This window comes from Saccharopolyspora dendranthemae, from assembly GCF_007829955.1.
GTDB lineage: Bacteria > Actinomycetota > Actinomycetes > Mycobacteriales > Pseudonocardiaceae > Saccharopolyspora > Saccharopolyspora dendranthemae.
Genome location: NZ_VIWX01000007.1, coordinates 278,445 through 300,466 on the forward strand (window position 1 = coordinate 278,445; position 22,022 = coordinate 300,466).

General features: G+C 70.1%; 24 protein-coding genes and 1 tRNA gene. 18 read left to right on the forward strand and 7 right to left on the reverse strand.

The window, feature by feature from the left end:
- Window positions 1-36: 36 nt before the first annotated feature.
- Together FHU35_RS28035 and galT are read left to right on the forward strand one after the other, a co-directional pair.
- Window positions 37-828 (forward strand): DeoR/GlpR family DNA-binding transcription regulator, encoded by a 792-nt coding sequence (locus tag FHU35_RS28035; RefSeq protein WP_145745215.1) that lies wholly within the window; start codon window positions 37-39, stop codon window positions 826-828.
- The gene (galT, locus tag FHU35_RS28040) at window positions 825-1,898 is read left to right on the forward strand and encodes a galactose-1-phosphate uridylyltransferase (RefSeq protein ID WP_145745217.1); all 1,074 of its coding nucleotides are present in this window, start codon (window positions 825-827) and stop codon (window positions 1,896-1,898) included. The genes FHU35_RS28035 and galT overlap by 4 nt, the downstream gene beginning before the upstream one ends.
- Before the next feature lie 183 nt (window positions 1,899-2,081).
- Here galT and FHU35_RS28045 read toward each other — a convergent pair whose 3' ends face one another.
- Window positions 2,082-2,816 carry an SDR family NAD(P)-dependent oxidoreductase gene (locus FHU35_RS28045; RefSeq protein ID WP_145745219.1) on the reverse strand — a complete coding sequence of 245 codons (735 nt, stop codon included), beginning with the start codon at window positions 2,814-2,816 and terminating at the stop codon, window positions 2,082-2,084.
- Between the two features lie 121 nt (window positions 2,817-2,937).
- Between FHU35_RS28045 and FHU35_RS28050 the strand changes: the two genes are divergently transcribed.
- The 3 genes from FHU35_RS28050 (at window position 2,938) to FHU35_RS28060 (ending at window position 5,785) form a co-directional block, all read left to right on the forward strand.
- Window positions 2,938-3,534 carry a TetR/AcrR family transcriptional regulator gene (locus FHU35_RS28050; protein WP_222429509.1) on the forward strand — a complete coding sequence of 199 codons (597 nt, stop codon included), beginning with the start codon at window positions 2,938-2,940 and terminating at the stop codon, window positions 3,532-3,534.
- A 112-nt stretch (window positions 3,535-3,646) separates the two neighbouring features.
- Window positions 3,647-5,005, forward strand: coding sequence for a S1C family serine protease (locus FHU35_RS28055; RefSeq protein ID WP_246110621.1), 1,359 nt, complete (start codon window positions 3,647-3,649; stop codon window positions 5,003-5,005).
- Between the two features lie 279 nt (window positions 5,006-5,284).
- The gene (locus FHU35_RS28060; RefSeq protein ID WP_132619691.1) at window positions 5,285-5,785 is read left to right on the forward strand and encodes a MogA/MoaB family molybdenum cofactor biosynthesis protein; all 501 of its coding nucleotides are present in this window, start codon (window positions 5,285-5,287) and stop codon (window positions 5,783-5,785) included.
- Between the two features lie 67 nt (window positions 5,786-5,852).
- Here the strand turns inward: FHU35_RS28060 and FHU35_RS28065 are convergent, their stop codons facing one another.
- Window positions 5,853-6,149, reverse strand: coding sequence for an antitoxin (locus FHU35_RS28065; RefSeq protein WP_145745221.1), 297 nt, complete (start codon window positions 6,147-6,149; stop codon window positions 5,853-5,855).
- A 119-nt stretch (window positions 6,150-6,268) separates the two neighbouring features.
- On the opposite strand from FHU35_RS28065, the gene FHU35_RS29490 reads away from it, so the two are divergent.
- Window positions 6,269-6,445: a hypothetical protein gene (locus FHU35_RS29490; RefSeq protein WP_186459653.1), complete on the forward strand. Its 177-nt coding sequence runs from the start codon at window positions 6,269-6,271 to the stop codon at window positions 6,443-6,445.
- Window positions 6,446-6,510: 65 nt separating this feature from the next.
- On the opposite strand, the gene mscL is transcribed toward FHU35_RS29490, so the two are convergent.
- The 4 genes from mscL to FHU35_RS28085 form a co-directional block, all read right to left on the reverse strand.
- Window positions 6,511-6,981 carry a large conductance mechanosensitive channel protein MscL gene (mscL, locus tag FHU35_RS28070; protein ID WP_145745223.1) on the reverse strand — a complete coding sequence of 157 codons (471 nt, stop codon included), beginning with the start codon at window positions 6,979-6,981 and terminating at the stop codon, window positions 6,511-6,513.
- Between the two features lie 139 nt (window positions 6,982-7,120).
- On the reverse strand, window positions 7,121-7,315 hold the full coding sequence (locus tag FHU35_RS28075; protein WP_145745225.1) for a hypothetical protein: 195 nt from the start codon (window positions 7,313-7,315) through the stop codon (window positions 7,121-7,123).
- Window positions 7,316-7,555: 240 nt separating this feature from the next.
- A complete protein-coding gene (locus FHU35_RS28080; RefSeq protein ID WP_145745228.1) occupies window positions 7,556-7,894 on the reverse strand; it encodes an FmdB family zinc ribbon protein in 339 nt (112 codons plus the stop codon).
- Window positions 7,895-7,991: 97 nt separating this feature from the next.
- Window positions 7,992-8,585, reverse strand: a complete 594-nt coding sequence (locus tag FHU35_RS28085; RefSeq protein WP_246110622.1) for a 5-formyltetrahydrofolate cyclo-ligase — start codon at window positions 8,583-8,585, stop codon at window positions 7,992-7,994.
- A gap of 37 nt (window positions 8,586-8,622) precedes the next feature.
- On the opposite strand from FHU35_RS28085, the gene FHU35_RS28090 reads away from it, so the two are divergent.
- The 5 genes from FHU35_RS28090 to FHU35_RS28110 all read left to right on the forward strand — a co-directional run bounded on the left by FHU35_RS28090 (window position 8,623) and on the right by FHU35_RS28110 (window position 12,806).
- Window positions 8,623-9,525, forward strand: coding sequence for a UTP--glucose-1-phosphate uridylyltransferase (locus FHU35_RS28090; RefSeq protein ID WP_145745232.1), 903 nt, complete (start codon window positions 8,623-8,625; stop codon window positions 9,523-9,525).
- A 60-nt stretch (window positions 9,526-9,585) separates the two neighbouring features.
- On the forward strand, window positions 9,586-10,809 hold the full coding sequence (gene glp, locus FHU35_RS28095; protein ID WP_145745234.1) for a molybdotransferase-like divisome protein Glp: 1,224 nt from the start codon (window positions 9,586-9,588) through the stop codon (window positions 10,807-10,809).
- Window positions 10,810-10,815: 6 nt separating this feature from the next.
- The gene (locus FHU35_RS28100) at window positions 10,816-11,487 is read left to right on the forward strand and encodes a GNAT family N-acetyltransferase (RefSeq protein ID WP_145745236.1); all 672 of its coding nucleotides are present in this window, start codon (window positions 10,816-10,818) and stop codon (window positions 11,485-11,487) included.
- A 258-nt stretch (window positions 11,488-11,745) separates the two neighbouring features.
- Entirely contained in the window at window positions 11,746-12,642 is an 897-nt protein-coding gene (locus FHU35_RS28105) for a gephyrin-like molybdotransferase receptor GlpR (protein ID WP_145745238.1), read from the forward strand.
- Between the two features lie 91 nt (window positions 12,643-12,733).
- Window positions 12,734-12,806, forward strand: a tRNA-Ala gene (locus FHU35_RS28110).
- A 194-nt stretch (window positions 12,807-13,000) separates the two neighbouring features.
- On the opposite strand, the gene FHU35_RS28115 is transcribed toward FHU35_RS28110, so the two are convergent.
- Window positions 13,001-13,936: an AraC family transcriptional regulator gene (locus FHU35_RS28115; RefSeq protein ID WP_145745240.1), complete on the reverse strand. Its 936-nt coding sequence runs from the start codon at window positions 13,934-13,936 to the stop codon at window positions 13,001-13,003.
- A gap of 181 nt (window positions 13,937-14,117) precedes the next feature.
- Here FHU35_RS28115 and FHU35_RS28120 point away from each other — a divergent pair, with 181 nt between their 5' ends.
- The 7 genes from FHU35_RS28120 (at window position 14,118) to FHU35_RS28150 (ending at window position 22,017) form a co-directional block, all read left to right on the forward strand.
- Complete coding sequence (locus FHU35_RS28120) at window positions 14,118-14,669, forward strand: flavin reductase family protein (protein WP_145745241.1); 552 nt, start codon at window positions 14,118-14,120, stop codon at window positions 14,667-14,669.
- A 143-nt stretch (window positions 14,670-14,812) separates the two neighbouring features.
- Window positions 14,813-16,291, forward strand: coding sequence for a 4-hydroxyphenylacetate 3-hydroxylase family protein (locus FHU35_RS28125; protein ID WP_246110630.1), 1,479 nt, complete (start codon window positions 14,813-14,815; stop codon window positions 16,289-16,291).
- Between the two features lie 150 nt (window positions 16,292-16,441).
- Window positions 16,442-17,998 (forward strand): adenylate/guanylate cyclase domain-containing protein, encoded by a 1,557-nt coding sequence (locus tag FHU35_RS28130; RefSeq protein ID WP_145745245.1) that lies wholly within the window; start codon window positions 16,442-16,444, stop codon window positions 17,996-17,998.
- 145 nt (window positions 17,999-18,143) lie between these two features.
- Entirely contained in the window at window positions 18,144-18,488 is a 345-nt protein-coding gene (locus tag FHU35_RS28135) for an ArsR/SmtB family transcription factor (RefSeq protein WP_145745248.1), read from the forward strand.
- A gap of 81 nt (window positions 18,489-18,569) precedes the next feature.
- On the forward strand, window positions 18,570-19,049 hold the full coding sequence (locus FHU35_RS28140; protein ID WP_222429510.1) for an NADH-quinone oxidoreductase subunit B family protein: 480 nt from the start codon (window positions 18,570-18,572) through the stop codon (window positions 19,047-19,049).
- Window positions 19,046-21,064, forward strand: coding sequence for a proton-conducting transporter transmembrane domain-containing protein (locus tag FHU35_RS28145; RefSeq protein WP_145745250.1), 2,019 nt, complete (start codon window positions 19,046-19,048; stop codon window positions 21,062-21,064). Before FHU35_RS28140 ends, FHU35_RS28145 begins: the two co-directional genes overlap by 4 nt.
- A complete protein-coding gene (locus FHU35_RS28150; RefSeq protein ID WP_145745252.1) occupies window positions 21,061-22,017 on the forward strand; it encodes a respiratory chain complex I subunit 1 family protein in 957 nt (318 codons plus the stop codon). Before FHU35_RS28145 ends, FHU35_RS28150 begins: the two co-directional genes overlap by 4 nt.
- Window positions 22,018-22,022 lie beyond the last annotated feature (5 nt).

Here is a 22,022-nt window from a genome sequence, read left to right on the forward strand (position 1 = left end):
GATGACGGAAAGCTGGCACCCGGCCAGGGGGTGGACGTGCTCGCACGACAACGCCAGGAAGTGATCCTCGACGAGGTGCGGCGCACCGGAGCCGTGCAGGTCGGGGACCTGGTGCAACGGCTCGGCGTGTCGGACATGACGATCCGCCGCGACCTCGACGCCCTCGCCCGCAGAGGTCTCGTCGAGAAGGTCTACGGCGGCGCGACCTCCACGATCGGCACCAGCACCGACGAACCCGGATTCGAAGCCAAGTCCGTCCGGCAACTCACCGAGAAGGAAGCCATCGCCAAGCTGGCCGCCGACCAGATCCAGCCCGGCACCGCGATCGGGCTCTCGGCCGGGACCACGACGTGGACGCTCGCGCGCCAGCTCGACGACATCCCGGACCTGACCATCGTCACCAACTCGGTCCGCGTCGCCGACGCGCTGCAGCAGCGCGGCCGCGTCGACCGGACCGTGGTGCTCACCGGCGGGGTGCGCACCCCGTCCGACGCGCTCGTCGGACCCGTCGCCGTGCAGTCGCTGCGCTCGCTGCACCTGGACCTGGTGTTCCTCGGCGTGCACGGGATGGCCCCGCGCGCGGGATTCACCACGCCGAACCTCAACGAGAGCGAGACCAACCGGGCCTTCGCCGAGGCCGCGGGCCGGTTGGTGGTGGTCGCCGACAGCGCCAAGTGGTCCACCGTCGGCATCTCCACGATCGTCGACTTCGACGAGGTCGACCTGCTGATCAGCGACCAGGGGCTGCCCCTCGACGCGCGCGAACTGCTCGAAGAGCACGTCGAGCTGCTGCTGGCCGATCAGCAGCCAACCGAGGAGGAAGAGTGAAGCGCACCGCGCGCCGCTTGGCCGACGGCCGGGAGATCATCTACTTCGACGCCGAACCGGGGCCCGAGCGCACCGCGGAGGACGCTCGCGAGCTGCCGCCCCAGGCGCCGGCGTCGGAGATGCGGCGCGATCCGCTGACCGGGGAGTGGGTGGCCATCGCCGCGCACCGGCAGTCGCGCACCTACAAGCCGCCGGCCGCGATGTGCCCGCTGTGCCCGAGCTCTCCCGGGCGTCCCAGCGAGATCCCCGAACCCGACTACGACATCGTCGTCTTCGAGAACCAGTTCCCGTCCTTCGCGCAAGGCATTCCCGGCGAACCGACCACTGTGGACGGGATGTCGATGGTGCCCGCCGCGCCCGCGCGAGGGCGCTGCGAGGTCGTCTGCTTCACCTCCGACCACAACTCCTCCTTCGGCGCGCTGAGCGCGGAACGGGTCCGCGGCGTCGTCGACGTCTGGGCCGATCGCACCGCCGCGCTCAACGAAACCCCGGGCGTCGAGCAGGTCTTCTGCTTCGAGAACCGGGGCGAGGAGATCGGCGTGACGCTGCACCACCCGCACGGGCAGATCTACGGCTACCCGTTCGTCACGCCCAAGACCGAGACCATGCTGCGGGTCGCGGAGCAGTACCGCTCCGAGCACGGCACGCACGTCATGGGCGACGTGCTGGCGGCCGAGCGCGCGAGCGGCGACAGGGTTCTCGTGGACTCCGAGCACTGGACGGCGTTCGTCCCGGCCGCCGCCCGCTGGCCCGTCGAGGTCCAGATCGTGTCGCACCGCCAGGTCCCCGACATCCCGGCGCTCACCGAGGCCGAGCGAGATGACTTCGCCACGACCTACCTGGACGTGCTCGGGCGTCTCGACCGGCTCTACGGCAAACCGCTGCCCTACATCGCCGCCTGGCACCAGGCGCCGGTGAACACCGGTCGTGACCTGTCGTGGCTGCACCTGGAGCTGTTCTCGGTCCTGCGCAGCGCGGACAAGCTCAAGTACCTCGCAGGTTCGGAATCCGGCATGGGCGTCTGGATCAACGACGCCACCCCGGAGCAGATCGCCTCCCGCCTCCGCTGAACCCCAGGCCCTCCCGAGCTCCCGAGCTCCCGAGCGAGGGTCGCGGTGGTGCTCGGCTCACACGGTCCCAGTTTTAGTCCAAACCGAGCCATGATCATGTCCGAAATGTCGGCTCAGTTTGGACTAAAACTGGGACGTGCCCTGATCGGGGGGAACGGGTGCTGCGTGTTGGGGTTGCGGTGATCAGATCTGGGCGGTGCCGCCGTCTACGGCCAGTTCGGAGCCGTTGACGTAGCTGGAGGCGTCCGAGGCGAGGAACGTGGCGGCCGCGGCGATCTCCTCGGGTGTGCCGTGCCGCCCGAGCGGGATCATCTGCTTGCTCTGCTCCTGGATCTCCGACGGGACCAGGTCGTGCAGGCCCGGGGTCGGGACCATGCCGGGCGCGAGCACGTTGACGCGGAACCCGTGCTCGCGCGAGCTGTGGGCCCAGCCTCGGGCCAGGCTGCGCACCGCGGCCTTGGTTGCGCCGTAGACCTCGAGGTCTTGCTGGGGGCGCGTCGCGGCGATCGAGCCGGTCAAGATGAGTGAGGCCCCCGGCCGGAGCAGCGGCAGCGCCTTCTGGATGGTGAAGATCGTCCCCTTGACGTTGGTGGCGAACAGCTCGTCGACCTGCTCTTCCGCGACCTCGCCGAACGGGATCGACGTGCCGATGCCCGCGTTGGCGACCACGACGTCGAGGTGGCCGGCCTGCTCGCGGACGGTCTCGTAGAGCGCGTCGAGGTCGGCCGTGACGGAGGAGTCGCAGACCACGGCGGTCACGTCCTCGCCGAGCTCGGCGACGGCCGCGTCGAGCGCCTTCTTGCGGCGGCCGGTGATGAACACCGTCGCGCCCTCGTCGCGGAAGGCCCGCGCGATCGCGAGCCCGATGCCGCTGCTTCCCCCGGTGACCACCGCGACCTTGTCCGTCAGGACGGCCATGCCGCCCACCTCCTCGTTTTTATGGACCGTACGGTCCACAACTATGCCGAATATGGACCGTACGGTCAATAATCCGGGCCCGGTTATGGCCTGCCGGGTCCAGAACTCCTACGGTTGAGGAGTGCCTCGACCTCGGGAATTCGACGAAAGCCAGGTGCTCCTCGCCGTCCGCGAGGAGTTCTGGGACAAGGGCTACGCGGCGACGTCGATGGACGATCTGCTGCGCGCGAGCGGGCTCGGCAAGGGCAGCCTCTACGGGGCCTTCGGCGACAAGTGCAGCCTCTTCCTGCGGGTCCTGCGCGACTACGACGACGCGAACCTGCTGAGCCTGGGCGAACGTCAGGAGTCGGCGCCGCGAGCGGTCGAGTTCGTGCGCGAGTTCGTGCTCGGCGTGGCCGACGACCGGACCGGGGCCGCAGCGCGCCGCGGCTGCCTGCTGGCCAACAGCACCGCCGAGCTCGCCAACAGCAGACCGGACGTCGCGGCCGAGGCCCGTCGCACCTACGAGGCGATCACCGCGACCCTCGCCGCGGCCGTCGAGCGCGCCCAGCGCGAAGGTGACGTCGACCCCGATGCCGACGCCGGCGAGATCGCTCGCGCGGTCCTCGCCGCCCAGCTCGGGGTCGTCGCGCTCGGCCGGACCGGGATGGACCTCGACGCGCTCACCGAGGTGGCGCGGTCCGCGCTGGCGTGCTCGCTGCCCGCACCGACGCGATAGCGGTGCGTTTGTCTTTTTCGTCGGGGTGGGTGACGACGATCATGGGACTTATCATGCGTGCCCACAGTCAGATCTCAGGCACTTCTCAGATGCCCGGAGCACAGTGGGAGCCATGACCGAACACACCCCGGAATTCGGTGACAAGCCGGACGAGCCGAAGACGAGCGGAGAAGGCGACACCCCTCCATCCGGGGTGCCATCTCAGCAGCAGACCCCCCAGCAGGGGTCGTCGAGCCAGCCCTCCCAGCCCGCCCAGCCGGGCCAGGGCGCCGGGCAGTACGGAGCGCAGCAGCACCCGTACGGAATGCACCAGCAGCCGCACCAGACCCAGCAGTTCGGGCAGCAGCCCTGGCCCGGCTACGCGTCGGGCCAGCCGCCGCAGCAACAGCAGAGGAAGCCCGGTAGGGGACTGGCCGCCGGTGTGGCCGTGCTCGCGCTGGTCTGCGGCCTCGTCGGCGGCGGTGTCGGCGGATTCGTCGGCTACCAGCTCAGCGGCGACAGCAGCGGCACCGGGGCCAGCGCGCTCGACGAGTCCAAGCCGGCTCGCAGCGCCAGCACCGCGCCGCAGGGCTCGATCCAGCAGGTCGCGGACAAGGTCCTGCCGAGCGTCGTGCAGATCCAGATCTCCAGCGCTCAAGGCGCAGGTGAGGGATCGGGCATCGTGCTCAGCAGCGACGGCCTCATCCTCACCAACAACCATGTCGCCGAAGGGGGCCAGGGAGGGCGTCTGACCGCGCTCTTCCACGACAACCGCACCGCGCCGGTGCGCGTCGTGGGCACCGACCCGAAGTCCGACCTGGCGGTGGTCAAGGCCGACATCACCGGGCTGATCCCGGCCGAGCTCGGCCGCAGCGACGACCTCCCGGTCGGCTCGCAGGTCGTGGCCATCGGCTCGCCGTTCGGCCTGTCGGGCACGGTGACCAGCGGCATCGTCAGCGCCAAGGACCGCCCGGTCCGAGCCGGCGGCGAGTCGGGCAGCCAGGACACGGTGCTCAACGCGCTGCAGACGGACGCCGCGATCAACCCCGGCAACTCCGGTGGCCCGCTGGTGGACATGGACGGCCGCGTGGTCGGCATCAACTCCGCGATCTACAGCCCCGGCAACGGCCAGGAGCAGGCCGGCTCGGTGGGACTGGGCTTCGCGATCCCGATCGACCAGGCTCGCCGCATCGCAGGGGAGCTCAAGGACACCGGCGCGGCCACCCAGACCACGCTCGGGGTGACGATCACCGGCTCACCTGGTCAGCCCGGTGCGCAGGTCCGCGACGTCACGCCGAACGGCCCCGCCCAGCAGGGCGGGATCCAGACCGGCGATGTGATCACCAAGTTCGACGACCGGGCCATCCTCGACCCGGACGCCCTGGTCGCCGCCGTCCGCTCGCACAACCCGGGTGAGCGGGTCCGGGTGACGCTCGCAGGCCCCGGCGGGGAGCGCACGGTCGACGTGACGCTCACCGGTCAGCGGGGCTGACCCCAGATCGCGTCGGCCGTGTCCCCGCGGGCAATTGCCCCCTTCCTGCGCCGCGGGGCCGGCCGACGTGTCCACAGTGCTCAGCGCTGCGGCGTCCTCGCCGGACGGAGCCGGGGAGCTCGCGGTGATCGGAGCGCGCAGTTCGACGACCGAAGGAAGGGGCTGGGGAGGAACATGTCGGACGAAACGAGCACCGTGACCGGGATCGCGCCGAAATTGGTGGAGCTCACCGACTCCTTTGAACTGACCGAACCCGACCTTGGCACTACGGTTACCGGCATGGAACGCAGCGCGCAGCGGCTGGGGCGGGCCCTGGTGGTCGTGGTGGACGACCGGGTCGCCCAGGGCGAGCAGGAAGACAACATCGGTCCGCTGGTGACCGAGTTGCTGGAAGAGGCCGGATTCATCGTCGACGGAACCGTCGCGGTGGCCGGTGAAACGGTGGACATCCGCAACGCGCTGAACACCGCGGTGATCGGTGGCGTCGACGTGGTGATCACGGTCGGCGGCACCGGAGTGTCGCCCCGGGACGTCACCCCGGACGCGACCGCCGGTGTGCTGGACCGACCGATCCCGGGAATCGCGGAAGCGCTCCGCGCCTCCGGGCTGGCCGCGGGTGCGGTCGACGCCGGGGTGTCGCGCGGTCTCGTCGGGGTCTCCGGCAGCACTCTCGTGGTGAACCTGTCGGGTTCGCGGGCGTCGGTCCGCGACGGCATGGCGACCCTCACGCCGCTGGTGGCCCACGTGATCGAGCAGCTCTCGGGGCTCGACACCCCCTGAGCCGGAACGAGAAGAGCGGTGGCGCCTCCGAACTGGAGTCGCCACCGCTCTTTCTGCGCCGAGGTGATCAGCCGGGCTTCGAGCCGGTGTCGTCCGGGCCCTTGTCCTGTCGGCCCTGGGAGTCGGGCCCCGCCGTGTCGTCCTTGGCGGAGTCCCCGTTCGCGGAGTCGCGCTTGAGCACGCCCTCGACCTTGCCGCTCACCGACTCGATCTGATCGTGGTACTTGCCGCCGGTGGCCTTGTCCAGGCTCGACTTGGCGGCGTCGAGCCCTTTGGCCGCGCCGGGGCCCGCCTTCTCGGCGAACTCCCCGGCCTTGCCCTTGGCCTGGTCGGCCAGCTCTTTGGCCTTGTCCAAGAAACTCATCGCAGCCTCCCTGCGTCGCTGTCTCCCGCGACGGCGAGACACCCACTCACTGTAACCGATTTCACACTCGGTGAGGCCGATCAGTGCGGGCCTCGCGGCGATCGAGGCAAGATGGACCGGTGAGCAGCGAATCGCCCCAGGAGAAGGCCGAGCGGGAGAAGCGGCGCAGGCTCGCCGAGATCTTCGGAGACGTGCTCCCGGAGACGACCTCCGACGACCGTCCGGACACGACCTCGGCGAGCACCCGCGACAGCTGGTACCGCGAGAACCGGCCTCCGCACCACGACGTCGGCTAGGAACTCGGCTCGCTCCCGTCTCAGGTTCCGCCTCCCGCACTACCGCGCAGAGCGGCCTCCAGGCGTCAGTTGCGCGAAGCGGCGTTGCCGTTGCCGGTGCCCGTGGTGGCCTCTTCCTCGGTGGCCAGGCCCTCGATGCGCGGCAGGCCCTGCTCGGCGCGCAGCAGGTTGCGGATCTCCAGCAGCAGCTCCACGTCGGTGGGCTCGGACTGACCGTCTTCCTTGCCCTTCTTGCGGCGCTCGGAGATCTTGTTCATCGGAACGACGAACAAGAAGTAGACGACGGCCGCGGTGATGAAGAACGTGATCACGGCGTTGATCACCGCGGCGAAGTCGATCGTCGAAGCCTTGTTGCCGGCGATGACCTCGATGCTCAGGCCGGTGACGTTCCCGCCACCGGTGGCCGCGATGAGCGGCTTGATGATGCTGGTGGTGAAGGCGGTGACCAGGGCGGTGAAGGCACTACCGACGACCACCGCGACGGCGAGGTCGATGATGTTGCCGCGCATCAGGAAGTCTTTGAAACCCTTGAGCACGTTGGCACTCCTTTCGAAGAACGCGAGTCCGGATTTGCCGGATCGGGGCCCGCTCCGCATTCGCCGCTGATCGGGCGCGGGCTCAGGCAGCGGATGGCAGCGTAACGGTAACCGAACACCAGAAAGTAATTGCTGGTGCTCAGCCCTGCCCTGTTCGGGTGAAGGCTGTGGCGATTTCCACAACGGAGCGTTCTTCGCTGACGGCCAGGAGCAAGGCCACCAGCAGGAGGGCCGCAGCCACGATCCGGCGAAGCCAGAGCGCGCCGCGCCTGCTGCGGAGCAGGCCGTGGAGCCGGTCGAGCGGAGTGGGATCGAGCCCGGAGTCAGCGCGCATGGTCGTCCTCTCGTGCCTCGGAGAGATCGGATGCGTACGAAGCTAGAGACGTCTCGGGTGCTGAGGAATGGGCGAGGGCGAATCTGTGGAAGAACCCCGTGCCTGTGGACAACTCGGCTCACTCCGACGGTTCGGCCGACGCAATTATTGATCACGCTGCGCCGACGAACTTGGACTTTTCCCGCATACGACAAAGCCGCCGGCCACATTCGAGTGACCGGCGGCTGAAGTGTCGGTGAATCAGGAAGCCGCGGCGGTGGTGCTGCTCGACGACGAGCCCGAGGAGGACGATCCCGACGAGGCCGAGCCGGAGGACGACTCCGACGAGGACGACCCCGAGGAGGTGTTCGACGACGAGCCGGACTCCGTGGAGCTCGACGAGCCGGACGAGCTCGACGAGGAGGACCGGTTGTCGGTGCGGTAGAAGCCGCTGCCCTTGAACACGATGCCGACGGCGTTGAACAGCTTGCGGAGCCGGCCGGTGCACTGCGGGCACTCGGTCAGCGAGTCCTCGCTGAACGACTGCACCTGCTCGAATCGATGGTCACATTCGGTGCAGGCGTACTGATATGTGGGCACGGCCGCGAACCTCCGAAATCTGGGCTTGGCACTCAAACTACGGGAGTGCTAACCCGATAATGCTAGACAACCGGTGTCCAGTGCAAACAGTCGTACGTCACACGGGCAGCCGCACCACCCCGCGGGAGGGCGTGACGACGCTGGTCATCCGCACGTCGTGGTCCTCCCCGGGCAGCGAGGGCACGAATTCCGGGTCCCGCACGATTCCCAGCGTCTCCGCCGCCGGATCGCGAAACGGCAGCGACCGGTCGTAGTAACCCGCGCCCCGCCCGAGGCGGACGCCCTGGTGATCGATGGCCAGCGCGGGAACCAGGACGACCTCCGCCTGCGCGATCCCCGCAGGCCCCAAGCGTTCCCCCGCGGGCTCCAGCAGCCCGAACCCGGCCGGGCGGAGCGAGTCCGGACCGGTGTACTCGGCCCACTCGAGCGGGTTGCGGCCGGACACGATCGGGAGCAGCACCCGCAGACCCGCCTCGCGCAGGGCCGAGGGCAGGCCGGCACCCGGTTCCGGGCCGACCGGCACGTAGGCGGCCACCACGCTCAGCTCCCGCTGCGCCAACCAGTCCAGCAGGATCGGCAGAAGCACCTGGTCATCGGCCTGGCGAGCGGATCGGTCCAGCTCGTCGCGCTGGAGCAGCAGACGGCTTCGCCATTCCGCTTTCGACGTACAGAATTCATCCAGTGAGCTCACGGGTTCACTGTAGGTTTGACCGATAAGCTGCGGCGTCATGAGCAGCCCGACGAGCACGCCGAACGCGTTCCGGACCGCCATCGTGCCGGCGGCAGGCCTGGGAACCAGGTTCCTGCCCACGACGAAAGCGGTGCCCAAGGAGTTGCTCCCGGTCGTGGACACCCCCGGGATCGAGCTGGTGGCCGCGGAGGCCGCGGAGGCCGGGGCGCAGCGCTTGATCATCGTCACCTCGCCCGACAAGGGCGCGGTCGCCGACTACTTCCAGCCGAGCCCCGAGCTCGAGCAGACCCTCAAGGACCGCGGCAAGGACGACCTGCTCGCCAAGGTGCACCGCGCCTCCGAGCTGATCGAAGCGGAGACCGCGCTGCAGGAGAAGGCGCTCGGGCTCGGCCACGCGGTGGGCTGCGCCGAAGCCTCGCTCGCCGACGACGATGACGCGGTCGCCGTCCTGCTGCCCGACGACCTCGTGCTGCCGACCGGAGTGCTGAGCCGGATGGCCGAGGTCCGGGCCCGCTACGGCGGAAGCGTCCTGTGCGCCTTCGACGTGCCCAGGGAGAAGATCTCCTCCTACGGCGTCTTCGACGTCAGCGACACCGATGCCGACGACGTCAAGATCGTGCGCGGCATGGTCGAGAAGCCCGCCGCGGCCGACGCGCCGTCGACGTTGGCCGCTGCCGGCCGATACCTGCTGGACCGCGCCATTTTCGACGCCCTGCGCCGCATCGAGCCCGGAGCGGGTGGCGAACTTCAGCTCACGGATGCCGTAGCGTTGCTGATCTCCGAGGGACACCCGGTCCACGTCGTGGTCCATCACGGTGGGCGACACGACTTGGGAAATCCTGGCGGTTTCCTGAAAGCTGCGGTGGACTTCGCGCTAGCGGATCCCGAGTACGGGCCGGACCTGCGGGACTGGCTCGCCGAGCGGATCGACAGAAGCTGATGCCGAGCGCCGGGTAGGCCGACCCCGGCACCGGTGAGGAGCGGGGAAGAGGCGACAGCCATGAGGTCAGTGGACGAGCAGCTGGCGCGGGTGCTCACGGCCGCCGTCCGGCCCGCCCCGGTTCGAGTGGCGATCTCCGAAGCGCAGGGGTTGCTGTGCGCGGAAGAGGTCGTGGCCGAACGGGCGTTGCCCGGATTCGACCAGGCGGCCGTCGACGGCTACGCGGTGCGCAGCGTCGACGTGCAGACCGCGGCCGAGGAGACCATCGTGCTGCCGGTGGTCGGTGAGATCCCGGCGGGTTCGCGGCAGCCGCGCAGGCTGCAGCCGGGGCAGGCGGTGCGGGTCGCCACGGGCGCTCCGCTGCCGACCCTCGCCGACGCCGTCGTGCCGCTGGGCTACACCGACGAGCAACCGGCCAAGATCACTGTCCAGCAGCCGGTGCCCTCGGCGGCGTTCGTCCGCCGGACCGGCGAGGACGTCCAGACCGGCGACATCGCCGTGCGGCGCGGAGCACCCATCGGCTCCGCCCAGGTCGGGCTGCTGGCCGCCGTGGGGCGCGACAAGGTGCTGGTGCACCCGCGTCCCCGGGTCTCGATCATCTCGCTGGGGGATGAGCTGGTCGACGTCGACCGCACGCCCGGGCAGGGACAGGTCTACGACGTCAACTCCTACGCGCTGGCGGCCGCCGCGCGCGACGCCGGAGCCGAGGTCACCCGCGTCGGCATCGCCAGCAACGAGCCGCGACGGCTGCGCGAGGTGGTCGAAGGACGGTTGCTGCTCTCGGAGATCGTGGTGATCGCCGGTGACGTCGGCGGCAGCGCCGGTGGTGACGTGCGCTCGGCGCTGGCCGACCTCGGCTCCCTCGACGACGACCGGGTCGCGATGCAGCCGGGTTCGGTGCAGAGCTTCGGCCGGCTCGGTCCGGACGAGATCCCGACGTTCGTCGTGCCCGGTAACCCGGTCAGCGCGCTGGTGGTCTTCGAGGTGTTCGTCCGCCCGCTGATCCGGTCGGCGCTGGGCAAGGAGAACCCGCACCGCCGCAGCGTGTCCGCCGAACTGCTCTCGCCGATCACCGCGACCAAGGGCCGGCGCGGCTACCTGCGCGGGCAGTTGCTGCGGGATCCCAAGAACGGTTCCTACCTGGTGCAGCCGCTGGGCACCTCCGGTTCCCACCTGCTCGCCTCGCTGGCCGAGGCGAACTGCCTGATCGTCGTGGAAGAGGACGTCACGGAGGTCGCGGCGGGCGAGGACGTGCAGGTGCGGTTCCTCTCGCAGCGTTCGTGAGCGCGGATGCAGCCCACAGACGCTGATGGGTTCCCGATCGGTCGCCACCCCGGCTGGCCGGCGCGCCTCGGACCGTTGCAGACCTCGCGCGGCACGATCGCGCTGCGCCCGCCGCGCCTGCGCGATGCCGGGCTCTGGAGCCGGACCCGCCTGCAGGACCGCGAGTACCTGCAGAAATGGGAACCGACCGCGCTCGGCGGCTGGCGGGAGCGCAACGCCCCGGCCGCGTGGCCCGCTCAGTGGGCGGCCCTGCGCGGCATGGCGCGCCGGGGTCAGGCGCTGCCCTTCGCGATCACGGTGGACGGCGATTTCGCCGGGCAGCTGACCGTCGGCAACGTCGTTCGCGGCGCGCTGCGCTCGGCCTGGGTGGGCTACTGGGTGGCGAGCAGGCTGGCGGGCGGGGGAGTGGCGCCGGCCGCCGTTGCCCTGGCGGTCGACCACTGCTTCGGCCCGGTCGGGCTGCACCGGCTGGAGGCCACGGTCCGCCCGGAGAACGAGCGCAGCATCCGCGTGCTGGAGAAGTCGGGTTTCCGCCGCGAGGGGCTGTTCCACCGCTACCTAGACGTCGCGGGGGCGTGGCGGGACCACTACGTCTACGCGATGACCACCGAGGAAGTCCCGGACGGCGCGGTGACCCGCCTGATCCGCTCCGGTGGCGCCACGCGCTTCCCTCGTTGAGATCGATCGCACACCGTCACGGCTGACCTGCGGTCGAGTTGCGCGAATTGGGCCGAATGGTCGCCCGAATGAGGGCATTCAGCGGTGCGGAAGCCGACACGCCGGTGTCGATGTTGCTCGCGACTGCTCTGTTCGTGCGGTTCTGTAGTCGATGGCGCAACTGTTGCGCGGCGTGGCTGCGGGACACGAGTGACTGATGTGACTAGCGTGGCGATCGCAGATGTGTAACTGCCGGTGGCCAGGGGGAGGTGGCGAGGAATGCCCAGTTCGTTGATCTTCGCTGCGCTGGCGGCGGCCTGGTTGGTCGTTCTGGTGCCGATGTTCGCCCGCCGCCGGCAGGAAGTGTCCAAGACCACCGATTCCGCGCTCGCCGCCCGAGTCGTGCGACGCGGTAGTGATCGGCGACCGGCGAGGCCCGGAGCCGCGACAACCGACAGGGTGGAGGTCGGGATGCCTGAACCCGGGCTGGACGTGGACGAGCAGGACGTGGACGAGACCTTCGAGGAGTACGACGAGGACTGGCAGCCCGTCAACGGCGAGGACGTCCGGGCCGGTCGCCGCTACCGGCCGGGCCGGGGTGGCTACGACCCCGAGGCCGCTGCGCTCGTCGCGCGCGCCAAGTACGCCCGCAGGCAGCGCATCGTCCTCACGATGCTGCTTCTCGCGCTGACCACCGGACTGCTCGCAGGTCTCGCGTGGACGGTCCTGTGGTGGGGGCACGTCGCCGTCGACCTGTCGCTGGTCGGGTACCTCACCTACCTGCGCCGCCAGGTCCGAATCGAGGAGGACATCCGGGCCCGCCGCCTCGCCCGCGTCAACGGCGAGCGCGAGCTGGTGGAGGCCGAGGAGGACGAGGCCGACTTCGACGAGCGCGTCGACTACCGGCACGACGACCTCGACGAGGACTACGACTACGTCGGTGACCCGGAGTTCGACGAGCTCGGCGAGTTCGTCGAGGACTACGAGGAGGAGGTCGAGGCCGACCGCAGGGTCGAGACCGACCGCCGGCCCCAGCCCATCTCCGCCGAGGACCGCGCCGCCGACATCCGCCCGGTCGTCCCCGGCGTCCGCGTCGAGATCGACGACGAGGACCCGATGTTCGACGAGCTCGACGAGCGCACCTGGGAGCCCTACCGCAGGGCAGCGGGTGAGTGATCTTCGCGAAGAGGGGGGTGTCGCAGGACCTCGCTCCGGGGCTTGCTAAGCTTTCCACACAACAAAGCCGGAGGGCTTGAAACTCCGGTGAGGGGCTGTAGCGCAGTTGGTAGCGCGTCTCGTTCGCATCGAGAAGGTCAGGGGTTCGATTCCCCTCAGCTCCACAGAACGACCGGGCGGTGCAGTTCGCGGATCAGCGAACGCACCGCCCGTTTCGTCTTTCATGCCCCCGGACCTCCGCCGAAGCGGCCCGGCAGCGATCAGCGCTGGAGCATCCCAGTTTTAGTCCAAACCGAGCCATGATCATGTCCGAAATGTCGGCTCAGTTATGACTAAAACTGGGACCTGGTGCGTGGCCCTATGGGCAGCGGAGGGTGTGGGAGGGGGTTGTGCCGTAGGTGCGGCGGTATTCGGCTGCGAAGCGGCCGAGGTGGGTGAAGCCCCAGCTGTGGGCCGCGTCGGCGACGGTCTCGGCCTGTCCGCTGAGCAGGTCCGCGTGCACTCGGCGCAGCCGGATCGCGGTGAGCTCCTGCGTCGGGGTGCGACCCAGGTAGCGGCGGAAGCCCTGCTGGAGCCGTCGGATGCCGACGCCTGCCGTGCGCGCCAGTTCTGACGCCGTCCACTCGTGCGCCGGGTCGGCCTCCATCGCCTCGACCACCCGGGACACGATCCGAGGCCGCATCTCGCCGTGCGCCGTCGCCTCCGGGAAGCAGGCGGTGACGAACGCGGCGGACAGCGTGCCCGCCAGCCTGCGGCACACGCGCGGATCGCTCGCCAGCTCCGGGTCGGCCAGCGCTTCGGTCCCGATGGAGGTCAGCAGCGCCATCCAGGTCCGGCCCCCGCCGGAACGCAGGTCCAGCTGGGCGGGGAGGCGGTCGACGGGCAGGCCGACGAGGGAGGCGACCTCCTCGGCCAGGTAGTCGCGGTCGACGCGCATCCCGACGATGGAGCAGTCAGCCGACCAGCGCGTCATCCGGGTCGGCTGGTCCGGCGGGCACACCGTCGCCTGCCCGTCGAGCGAGAGGACGTGCCTGCCGCCGACCTGTGCTTCGAGGATCCCGCTGCGCGGCACGTTCACCGCCCAGGCACCGGGGTGGTCCGATTCGACCGCGACCTCCGAGCCCCAGCCGATGCGCGCCAGCCGGAGCGGTCCGAGGTCGACTGCTCGCAGCTCAGCAGGGCCGGACGCCCGGGTCTTGACCGCCAGCGCGTGCGGGAAGTAGGCGCGCGCCACCGAGGCGGAGAAGCCGTCCAGCTCCTCGCCCGAGGCCGTCAGCGCTCCCGCACGTCCCATGGCACTCCTTCGCGATTGGCCGATCGTACGCGGCCAGACGTGTCCCACGTAACGCTGAAAAGCCCTCCGGTTCGCAATCCGGCTGGTGCTTTCGCCGAGTGGATCGCCAGGCCTCTCGCGCGCTCCTACTGTCACCGAACACCGCATCACCGCAGGTCTTGACTCTGCAAAGGAGCAGCACATGGATCCGCGCACCCTGCGATCGGCCTTCGGCCGCTTCGCGACCGGAGTCACCGTGATCACCTGCCGCACGCAGGACGGGCGGTACCACGGCGCGACGGTCACGGCCTTCACCCCGATCTCGCTCGATCCGCCGCTGGTGCAGGTCGCGTTGACGCGCAAGGCCAAGGCGACCGGGCACCTGGAGGGAGCGGCGTTCGCGGTCAACGTGCTGGCCGCCGACCAGGTCGACGTGGCCATGCACTTCGCGGGACGCCCGGGGACCGATCCGCTCCCGTGGATCGACAGCGGGGGAGTGCCCGCGCTGTCAGGCACCGCCGCGACCGTCGTCTGCGACCCGTGGCGCGCCGACGACGGAGGCGACCACGTGCTGTTCCTCGGCGAGTGCGTCGAGGTCCGGACGAGCGAGCGCACTCCGCTGCTGTTCCACGACAGCGCCTTCCACCACCTCGGCCTGCGCACGTCCGACACCGTCTGGCTCGGCTGCCAGGACGACCCGCACGCCGGCTGGTTCGACGAGACCGCCCGGTTCGAGCCCGCGCCGAGCCGCTGAGAACACCCCCACTGAGATCGAAGGAGAAGCAGATGACCGACACCCTGGACTCCGCGACCGAGGAGTCCGCGACGAGCGCTCCCACGACCAACCCGGCTGCGGACGCCCCTGCCAACCAGCAGAAGAACTTCGCTTCACGGCCGATGACGGGTGACGAGTACATCGAGAGCCTGCGCGACGGCAGGGAGATCTACCTCCACGGCGAGCGGGTCGAGGACGTCACCGAGCACCCCGCTTTCCGCAACCCCGTGCGCATGACCGCGCGCCTCTACGACGCGATGCACACCGGGCCGCACGTCGACACCCTCACCGTGCCGACCGACACCGGCAACGGCGGCACGACGATGCCGTTCTTCAAGACCCCGACGTCGTCGGCCGACCTGATCAAGGAGCGCGACGCGATCGCCCAGTGGGCACGTCTCACCTGGGGCTGGATGGGCCGCAGCCCCGACTACAAGGCGAGCTTCCTGGGCACGCTGCACGCCAACAAGGAGCTCTACGCGCCGTTCCAGGCCAACGCCGAGCGCTGGTACCGGGAGTCGCAGGAGAAGGTCCTCTACTGGAACCACGCGATCATCAACCCGCCGGTGGATCGGCAGCTGCCGCCGGACGAGGTGGGCGACGTCTACATGAAGGTGGAGAAGGAGACCGACGCCGGGCTGGTCGTCTCGGGCGCCAAGGTGGTCGCCACCGGGTCGGCGATCACCAACTACAACTTCATCGCCCACTACGGCCTGCCGATCCGCAAGAAGCAGTTCGCGCTGATCTGCACGGTGCCGATGGACGCTCCGGGCATCAAGCTGATCTGCCGTCCTTCCTACACCGAGCAGGCCGCTCGCAACGGCACGCCGTTCGACTACCCGCTGTCGAGCCGCATGGACGAGAACGACACGATCTTCGTCTTCGACAACGTGCTGGTGCCCTGGGAGAACGTCTTCATGTACGGCGACGTGGACCGGGTCAACTCGTTCTTCCCGCAGTCGGGATTCCTGCCCCGGTTCACCTTCCAGGGCTGCACCCGGCTGGCGGTCAAGCTCGACTTCATCGCCGGTCTCCTGATGAAGGCGCTCGACGCGACCGGTTCCGGCGGTTTCCGCGGGGTGCAGACGCGGGTCGGTGAGGTCATCGGGTGGCGAAACCTGTTCTGGTCGCTCACCGAATCGATGGCGCGCGATCCCGAGCCGTGGGTGGGCGACGCCGTGATCCCCAAGCTGGAGTACGGGCTGACCTACCGGATGTTCATGATCCACGGCTACCCGCGGATCAAGGAGATCATCGAGCAGGACGTCGCCTCGGGCCTGATCTACCTTCCCTCCGGCGCGGCGGACTTCCAGAGCCCCGACGTCCGGCCGTACCTCGACAAGTACGTCCGCGGTTCGCACGGCATCACCGCGGTCGACCGGGTCAAGGTGATGAAGGCGCTGTGGGACGCGATCGGATCCGAGTTCGGCGGGAGGCACGAGCTCTACGAGCGCAACTACTCGGGCAACCACGAGAACGTGAAGGCCGAGCTGCTGTTCGCCGCGCAGAACCGCGGTGGCGTCGACCAGATGAAGGGCCTGGCCGAGGAGTTCCTCGACGAGTACGACCTCGACGGCTGGAAGGTCCCGGACCTCTTCTGAGACCGGTCCCGGCAGCGGGCGCCGAACCACGTCGGTTCGGCGCCCGCGAGCCCGGCCCAGGCGATGACCGGGTATTCGTTCCGCGCTCCGCTGGGGCGGGACCGCGCTGTGCCCGACATCGTGCGGCCGCGCTCGATTACCGTGGCGCGCGTGACTCCTGCCCGCGTGCTCGTGCGGTACCTCCCCTCGTTCCTGAAGGCCGACGTCCGGTTGGAGGACGCCGACGGGAGGGTGCTCGCGGACTTGACGCGAGTCGTCGTCGCCGCGGTGGTGGTGCTGGCGAACCTGATCGGGACCGTGGTGGTCCTCGCGCTCAACCTCGTGGTTATCCCGCTGCCGCCGAACGGCAAGCTGCCCAACGGCTTCTACATCCTGGCTGCGGCCGCGTACCTGCTGCTCGCGGCGCTGATCGGCGTCGTCGCGGGGATCCGGGGGCAGCGGGGGCTCAACCGGTGGCTCGCCTCCGGCGGTCCGGCCACCGACCGGCTGCGGGCGGGGGTGCTGCGGCTGCCGTTGCGCGTGTTCTGGCTGCAGGTGTGGCTGTGGATCGGTGGCGCCGTCGTGTTCGCCGTCTTCGAGGCGAGTCGTGACGTCGAACGCGGCGCGTGGGTGGGCGTCATCGTGGTCCTCACCGGCGTGACCACGGCCGCGTGCGCCTACCTGCTGATCGAGCGGCTGCTCCGGCCCGTCGCGGCGCGGCTGCTCACCGGGGTCGACCCGAACGACCTGCGGGTCGGTCGGGGTGTGGCGGTGCGCAGCGTCCTGGCGTGGGCGCTGGGCAGCTGCGTGCCGATGGCGGGGTTGTTCATGCTGGGGCTGCGGACCTTGGCCCCCTCGCAGGTGACCGACACCCAGCTGGCCGTGGCGATGGTGGCGCTGGCCGGCACGGCGCTGGTGATCGGCATGCTCACCGTGTACCTGGCGGCTCGGGCGACGGCGGACCCGATCAGCGGTGTCGCGGTCGCCCTGGCCGAGGTGCGGAGGGGACGTTTCGACATCCGGATCCCCGTGTACGACGGCACCGAGATCGGGCGGCTGCAATCCGGTTTCAACGAGATGGTCGAGGGATTGGCCGAACGGGAGCAGATCCGGTCCGCGTTCGGCACCTACGTCGATCCGGCCATCGCCGACCACATCCTCCGGGAAGGAACGGATCTCTCCGGCGAAGAGGTGGAGGTGTCGATCATGTTCATCGACATCCGCGACTTCACCGGGCTCTCCGAGACCATCTCCGCGACCGAGATCGTCGGCACGATCAACCGGCTCTTCGAGCGAGCCGTGCCGGTGATCCGGGAGCACGGCGGTCACGTGGACAAGTTCGTCGGTGACGGGCTGCTGGCGGTGTTCGGCGCGCCCCGGCGCGTCGCCGACCACCCGAGGCGGGCGGTGCTGGCGGCGCTGGCGATCGCGGCGGCCGTGCGGGAGGAGTTCGGCGGTGGTCTGTCGGTCGGGATCGGGGTCAACACCGGAACCGTCGTGGCGGGCAACGTCGGTGGTGCGGGGCGTTTCGAGTTCTCCGTCATCGGTGACCCGGTGAACGTGGCCGCGCGGATCGAGGCCGCGACCCGGCGGACCGGCGACACGATCCTGATCTCCCAGCGCACCCGCGAGCTGGTCGCCGACCTCGAGATCGAGCTCGGCGAGCGGCCGGACTTGGAGCTGAAGGGAAAGTCCGAGCCCGTATCCCTGTACGCGGTGCAGGCGTAGCGGATCACGAGGAGCTCGACGGGCTGTTGGATTCGTGAACTGAGCAATTGCTAATGTTTGCAATTGCTGACCTGTTGTGTTCAGGTGAGCGGCGTGGCCGTGCGCGGTTGCGCACCCGCATCGAGCGTTCCTCGGAGGGAGCCGGATGAGCACGCCGCTGTATCAGCTGAAGGCGGAGTTCTTCAAAACACTGGGACATCCTGCGCGGATTCGAGTCCTGGAGCTGCTGAGCGATCGCGAGCACGCCGTCTCCGAAATGCTCCCCGAAGTCGGGATCGAATCGGCGAACCTCTCGCAGCAGCTGGCGGTGCTGCGCCGAGCCGGACTGGTGACCACGCGCAAGGAGGGGTCCGCCGTCTACTACTCGCTGACCAGCCCGCACGTGGCGGAACTGCTGACCGTCGCGCGCACGATCCTGACCAGGGTGCTCACCGGCCAGGCCGAGCTGCTCAACGACCTGCGCAGTCCTGGCGAGTCGACGAGCGCGTGAGCTGCGGTCATCCCGTCGCACCGGGGTCCTGCGGCGCGGCGGGATGACCGCTTCCCTCGGACGAGGAAGTGGGAGCACCCCGTGTTGAACCTGTGGCGCAAGATCCGCCGGACCGGGCGGGTCGCCGAACCCGCGCCGCCGCGGAGCGACGAGCCGGCCCTGGCTGCGGAACTCGGTGGCTCGGTGCAGATCCGGCACGTGGACGCCGGATCGTGCAACGGCTGCGAGGTCGAGATCGGGTCCGCGTTCGGTCCCGTGCACGACGCCGAGCGCTACGGCGCTCGCCTGGTCGCGTCACCTCGTCATGCGGACGCGCTGCTGGTGACCGGACCGGTGACCCGCAACATGGCGGAGCCGCTGCGGCGGACCTACGAGGCGCTGCCGGAGCCGAAGTTCGTCGTGGCCGTGGGTGACTGCGCTCGCAACTGCGGGGTGTTCGCCGAGGCCTACGGGGTCGCCGGCGCCGTGCGGGACGTGGTGCCGGTGGACGTGGAGATCGCGGGTTGTCCGCCCCGGCCGGAGGAGATCGTCGATGGCCTGCGGAAGTTGACCGGTCGATGAACCTCGTCGGAGCAGGCCTCGGCGCCGCTGCGGCCGCGGGTGCCCTGAGCGCGATCCTGGCGCTGATCACTCCGCGCGGACCGCGTCCCGTCCTGGTCGGTGCGGGCACGGCCGTCGTCGGGATCGGCGGTGCGGTGGCCGGGGCGGGAGCCCTGGCCGGGCAGACGTTCGCGATCGAGATCCCGGCGCTGCTACCGCTGTTCGGCACGTCGTTCACCGCCGACCCGCTGAGCGGCTTGTTCCTCGTGGTCACCGGCGGTGTCGCGATCGCGGTCGCGGTGTACGGGATCGGCTACGCCCGCCACGGCCTCGACGGCCGGGTGGTGCAGCTGATGGTGCCGTTGTTCGTGCTGGCCATGCTCCTGGTCCCGGTCGCCGCCAGCGCGGGCGCGTTCCTGGTGTGCTGGGAGCTGATGGCGCTGACCTCGTTGGTGCTGGTGCTCTCCGAGCATCAGCACCGCGAGTCCGTGGCCGTGGCCGGGCGCTGGTACGCGGTGATGACGCACCTCGGCGCGGTCGCGATCCTGATCGGATTGCTCGTGCTGGTGGCGCATTCCGCCGATGATTCGTTCCCCGCCCTGCGCGCGGCCGCCGAGACCCTGCCGCCGTCGGTGTCCGGCACGGTCTTCGTGCTGGTACTGGTGGGATTCACGTCCAAGGCCGGGATCTTGCCGCTGCACGCGTGGTTGCCGAGGGCGCATCCCGAGGCACCGAGCCACGTCTCGGCGCTGATGTCCGCGGCGATGGTCAACCTCGGCGTCTACGGCATCGCCAGGGTCGGTTTCGACCTGCTCGGCGGCGGTCCCCGGTGGTGGTGGCTGCTGGTCCTGGTGCTCGGAGCGCTCTCGGCGGTCTACGGGATCCTGCAGGCCGCGATGAGCAGCGATCTGAAGCGCCTGCTGGGCAATTCGACGACCGAGAACATGGGACTCGTGCTGGTCGGGGTCGGCGCGGCCGGCCTCTTCGCCGGCGCGGGCGAGGACGTTCTGGCGGGGGTCGCGCTGTCGGCCGCGCTGCTGCACGTGATCAACCACGCCGCGTTCAAGTCCTTGCTCTTCCTGGCCGCCGGATCGGTGCTGCACGCGACCGGCAGCCGCGATCTCGACGTGCTGGGCGGACTCCGAGCGGGAATGCCCGTCACCACCTTGGGATTCGGGGTCGGATCGCTGGCGGCCTCGGCGTTGCCGCCGGGGACCGCGTTCGTCAGCGAATGGCTGTTGCTGCAAGCGCTGATCCACGGTTTGCCCGCCTCCGACGCGGCGACCGCGATCGTGATGCCGGTCGCGGTCGCGGCCGTGGCGCTGACCGCCGGGCTGGCCGTGGCGACCTTCGTCAAGGCCTTCGGAGTCGGGTTCCTGGCGCGGCCGCGCAGCGACGCCGCGGCGAACGCGACCGAGAGCCCGGTCAGCATGCTGGCAGGGATGGGGTTCGCGGCGGTCGCCTGCGTCGTCCTGGCACTGGTGCCGAGCGTCGTCCTGCCGGCCGTCGGTGCCGCGAGCACCACGACTCTGGGGACCGGTGGTCCCGCTGCGAGCGGCCTGGTGGTGCTGCGGTTGAACGGGATCGCGGGGGTGCTCTCGCCCCTGCTGCTCGCCGTCGCCCTGCTCGTGGTCAGCGTCGCCGTCGTGGCGGCGGTGCGCGCGGTCGCAGCCCGTCGCGCCCGGCGAGCCGCACGGCTGTGGGACTGCGGCGCGGGACCGATGTCCTCCCGCACGGAGTACACGGCGACGTCGTTCGCCGAGCCGCTGCAACGGGTCTTCGACGACGTGGTGCAGCCGGAACGCGACATCGACGTCACCCACCACCAGGAGTCGAGCTACCTCGTGCAAGCCGTGGAGTACCGCCAGCGCGTGCCCGATCGCCTCGAACGGCGGCTCTACGAACCGGTTCTGCGGTCGTTCGCCGCCTGGGGCGGCGCGGCACGCCGGTTGGCCAACGGCAGCGTGCACCGCTACCTCGGCTACGGCTTCTGCACCGTGTGCGGCCTGCTGATCCTCCTGGTGGTGATCCGATGAACGCGCTGGGAGTGATCGGCGGGGTCCTGCAGTGCGCGCTCGTCGTCGCGGGATCGCCCCTCCTGGTCGGCGCGATGCGCCAGGTCCGGGCCCGCCTGGAGGGGCGGGCCGGTGCTGGGATCGGTCAACCGTGGCGTGACCTGCGCAAGCTGCTGCGCAAGGAGTCGATCTCGCCTCGGGGCACGAGCGAGGTGTTCCGCATCGCGCCGGTGCTGCTGGTGTCCACGACCGCGGTCGTCGCGATCGTGGTCCCGTTCGTGACGACCGCCTCCGCGGTGGATCCCGTCGCGGACCTGTTCGCGGTGGTCGCCCTGCTCGCGCTGGGCACCGTCGTGCTGGCGCTGGCGGGACTGGACACCGGCACCGCGTTCGGCGGCATGGGCGCGAGCCGGGAGATGACCATCATCGCGCTCGTCGAGCCGACGCTGCTGGTGTCGATCTTCGCGTTGTCGGTGCGCGTCGGCTCCACCAACCTGGGCGCGATCGTCACCTCGACCTTGCACGACCCGGCGCGGGTGATCTCGCCGGTCAGCCTGCTGGCGGCGGTCGCCCTCGCGGTGGTGATCATCGCCGAGACCGGCCGGCTGCCGGTGGACAACCCCGCCACGCACCTGGAGCTGACGATGGTGCACGAGGCGATGATCCTGGAGTACTCCGGGCGGGACCTGGCCCTGATCGAGTGGGCGTCGGCGATGCGGCTGACCGTGTTCCTGGGGCTGCTGGCGAACCTGTTCGTCCCGTGGGGCATCGCGACGAGCGCCGCGCCCCTCGCACTGCTCGGGGGCGTTGCGGCCTTCGCGGTCAAGGTGGCGCTGCTCGGGCTGCTGCTCGCGGCGGGCGAGGTGTTCCTGGCCAAGCTGCGCCTGTTCCGAGTGCCCGAGCTGCTGGCGGGGTCGTTCCTGCTCTCGCTGCTGGCGGTGGCCGCGTCCTTCTTCCTCGCCCAGCCCCACTGATGGGA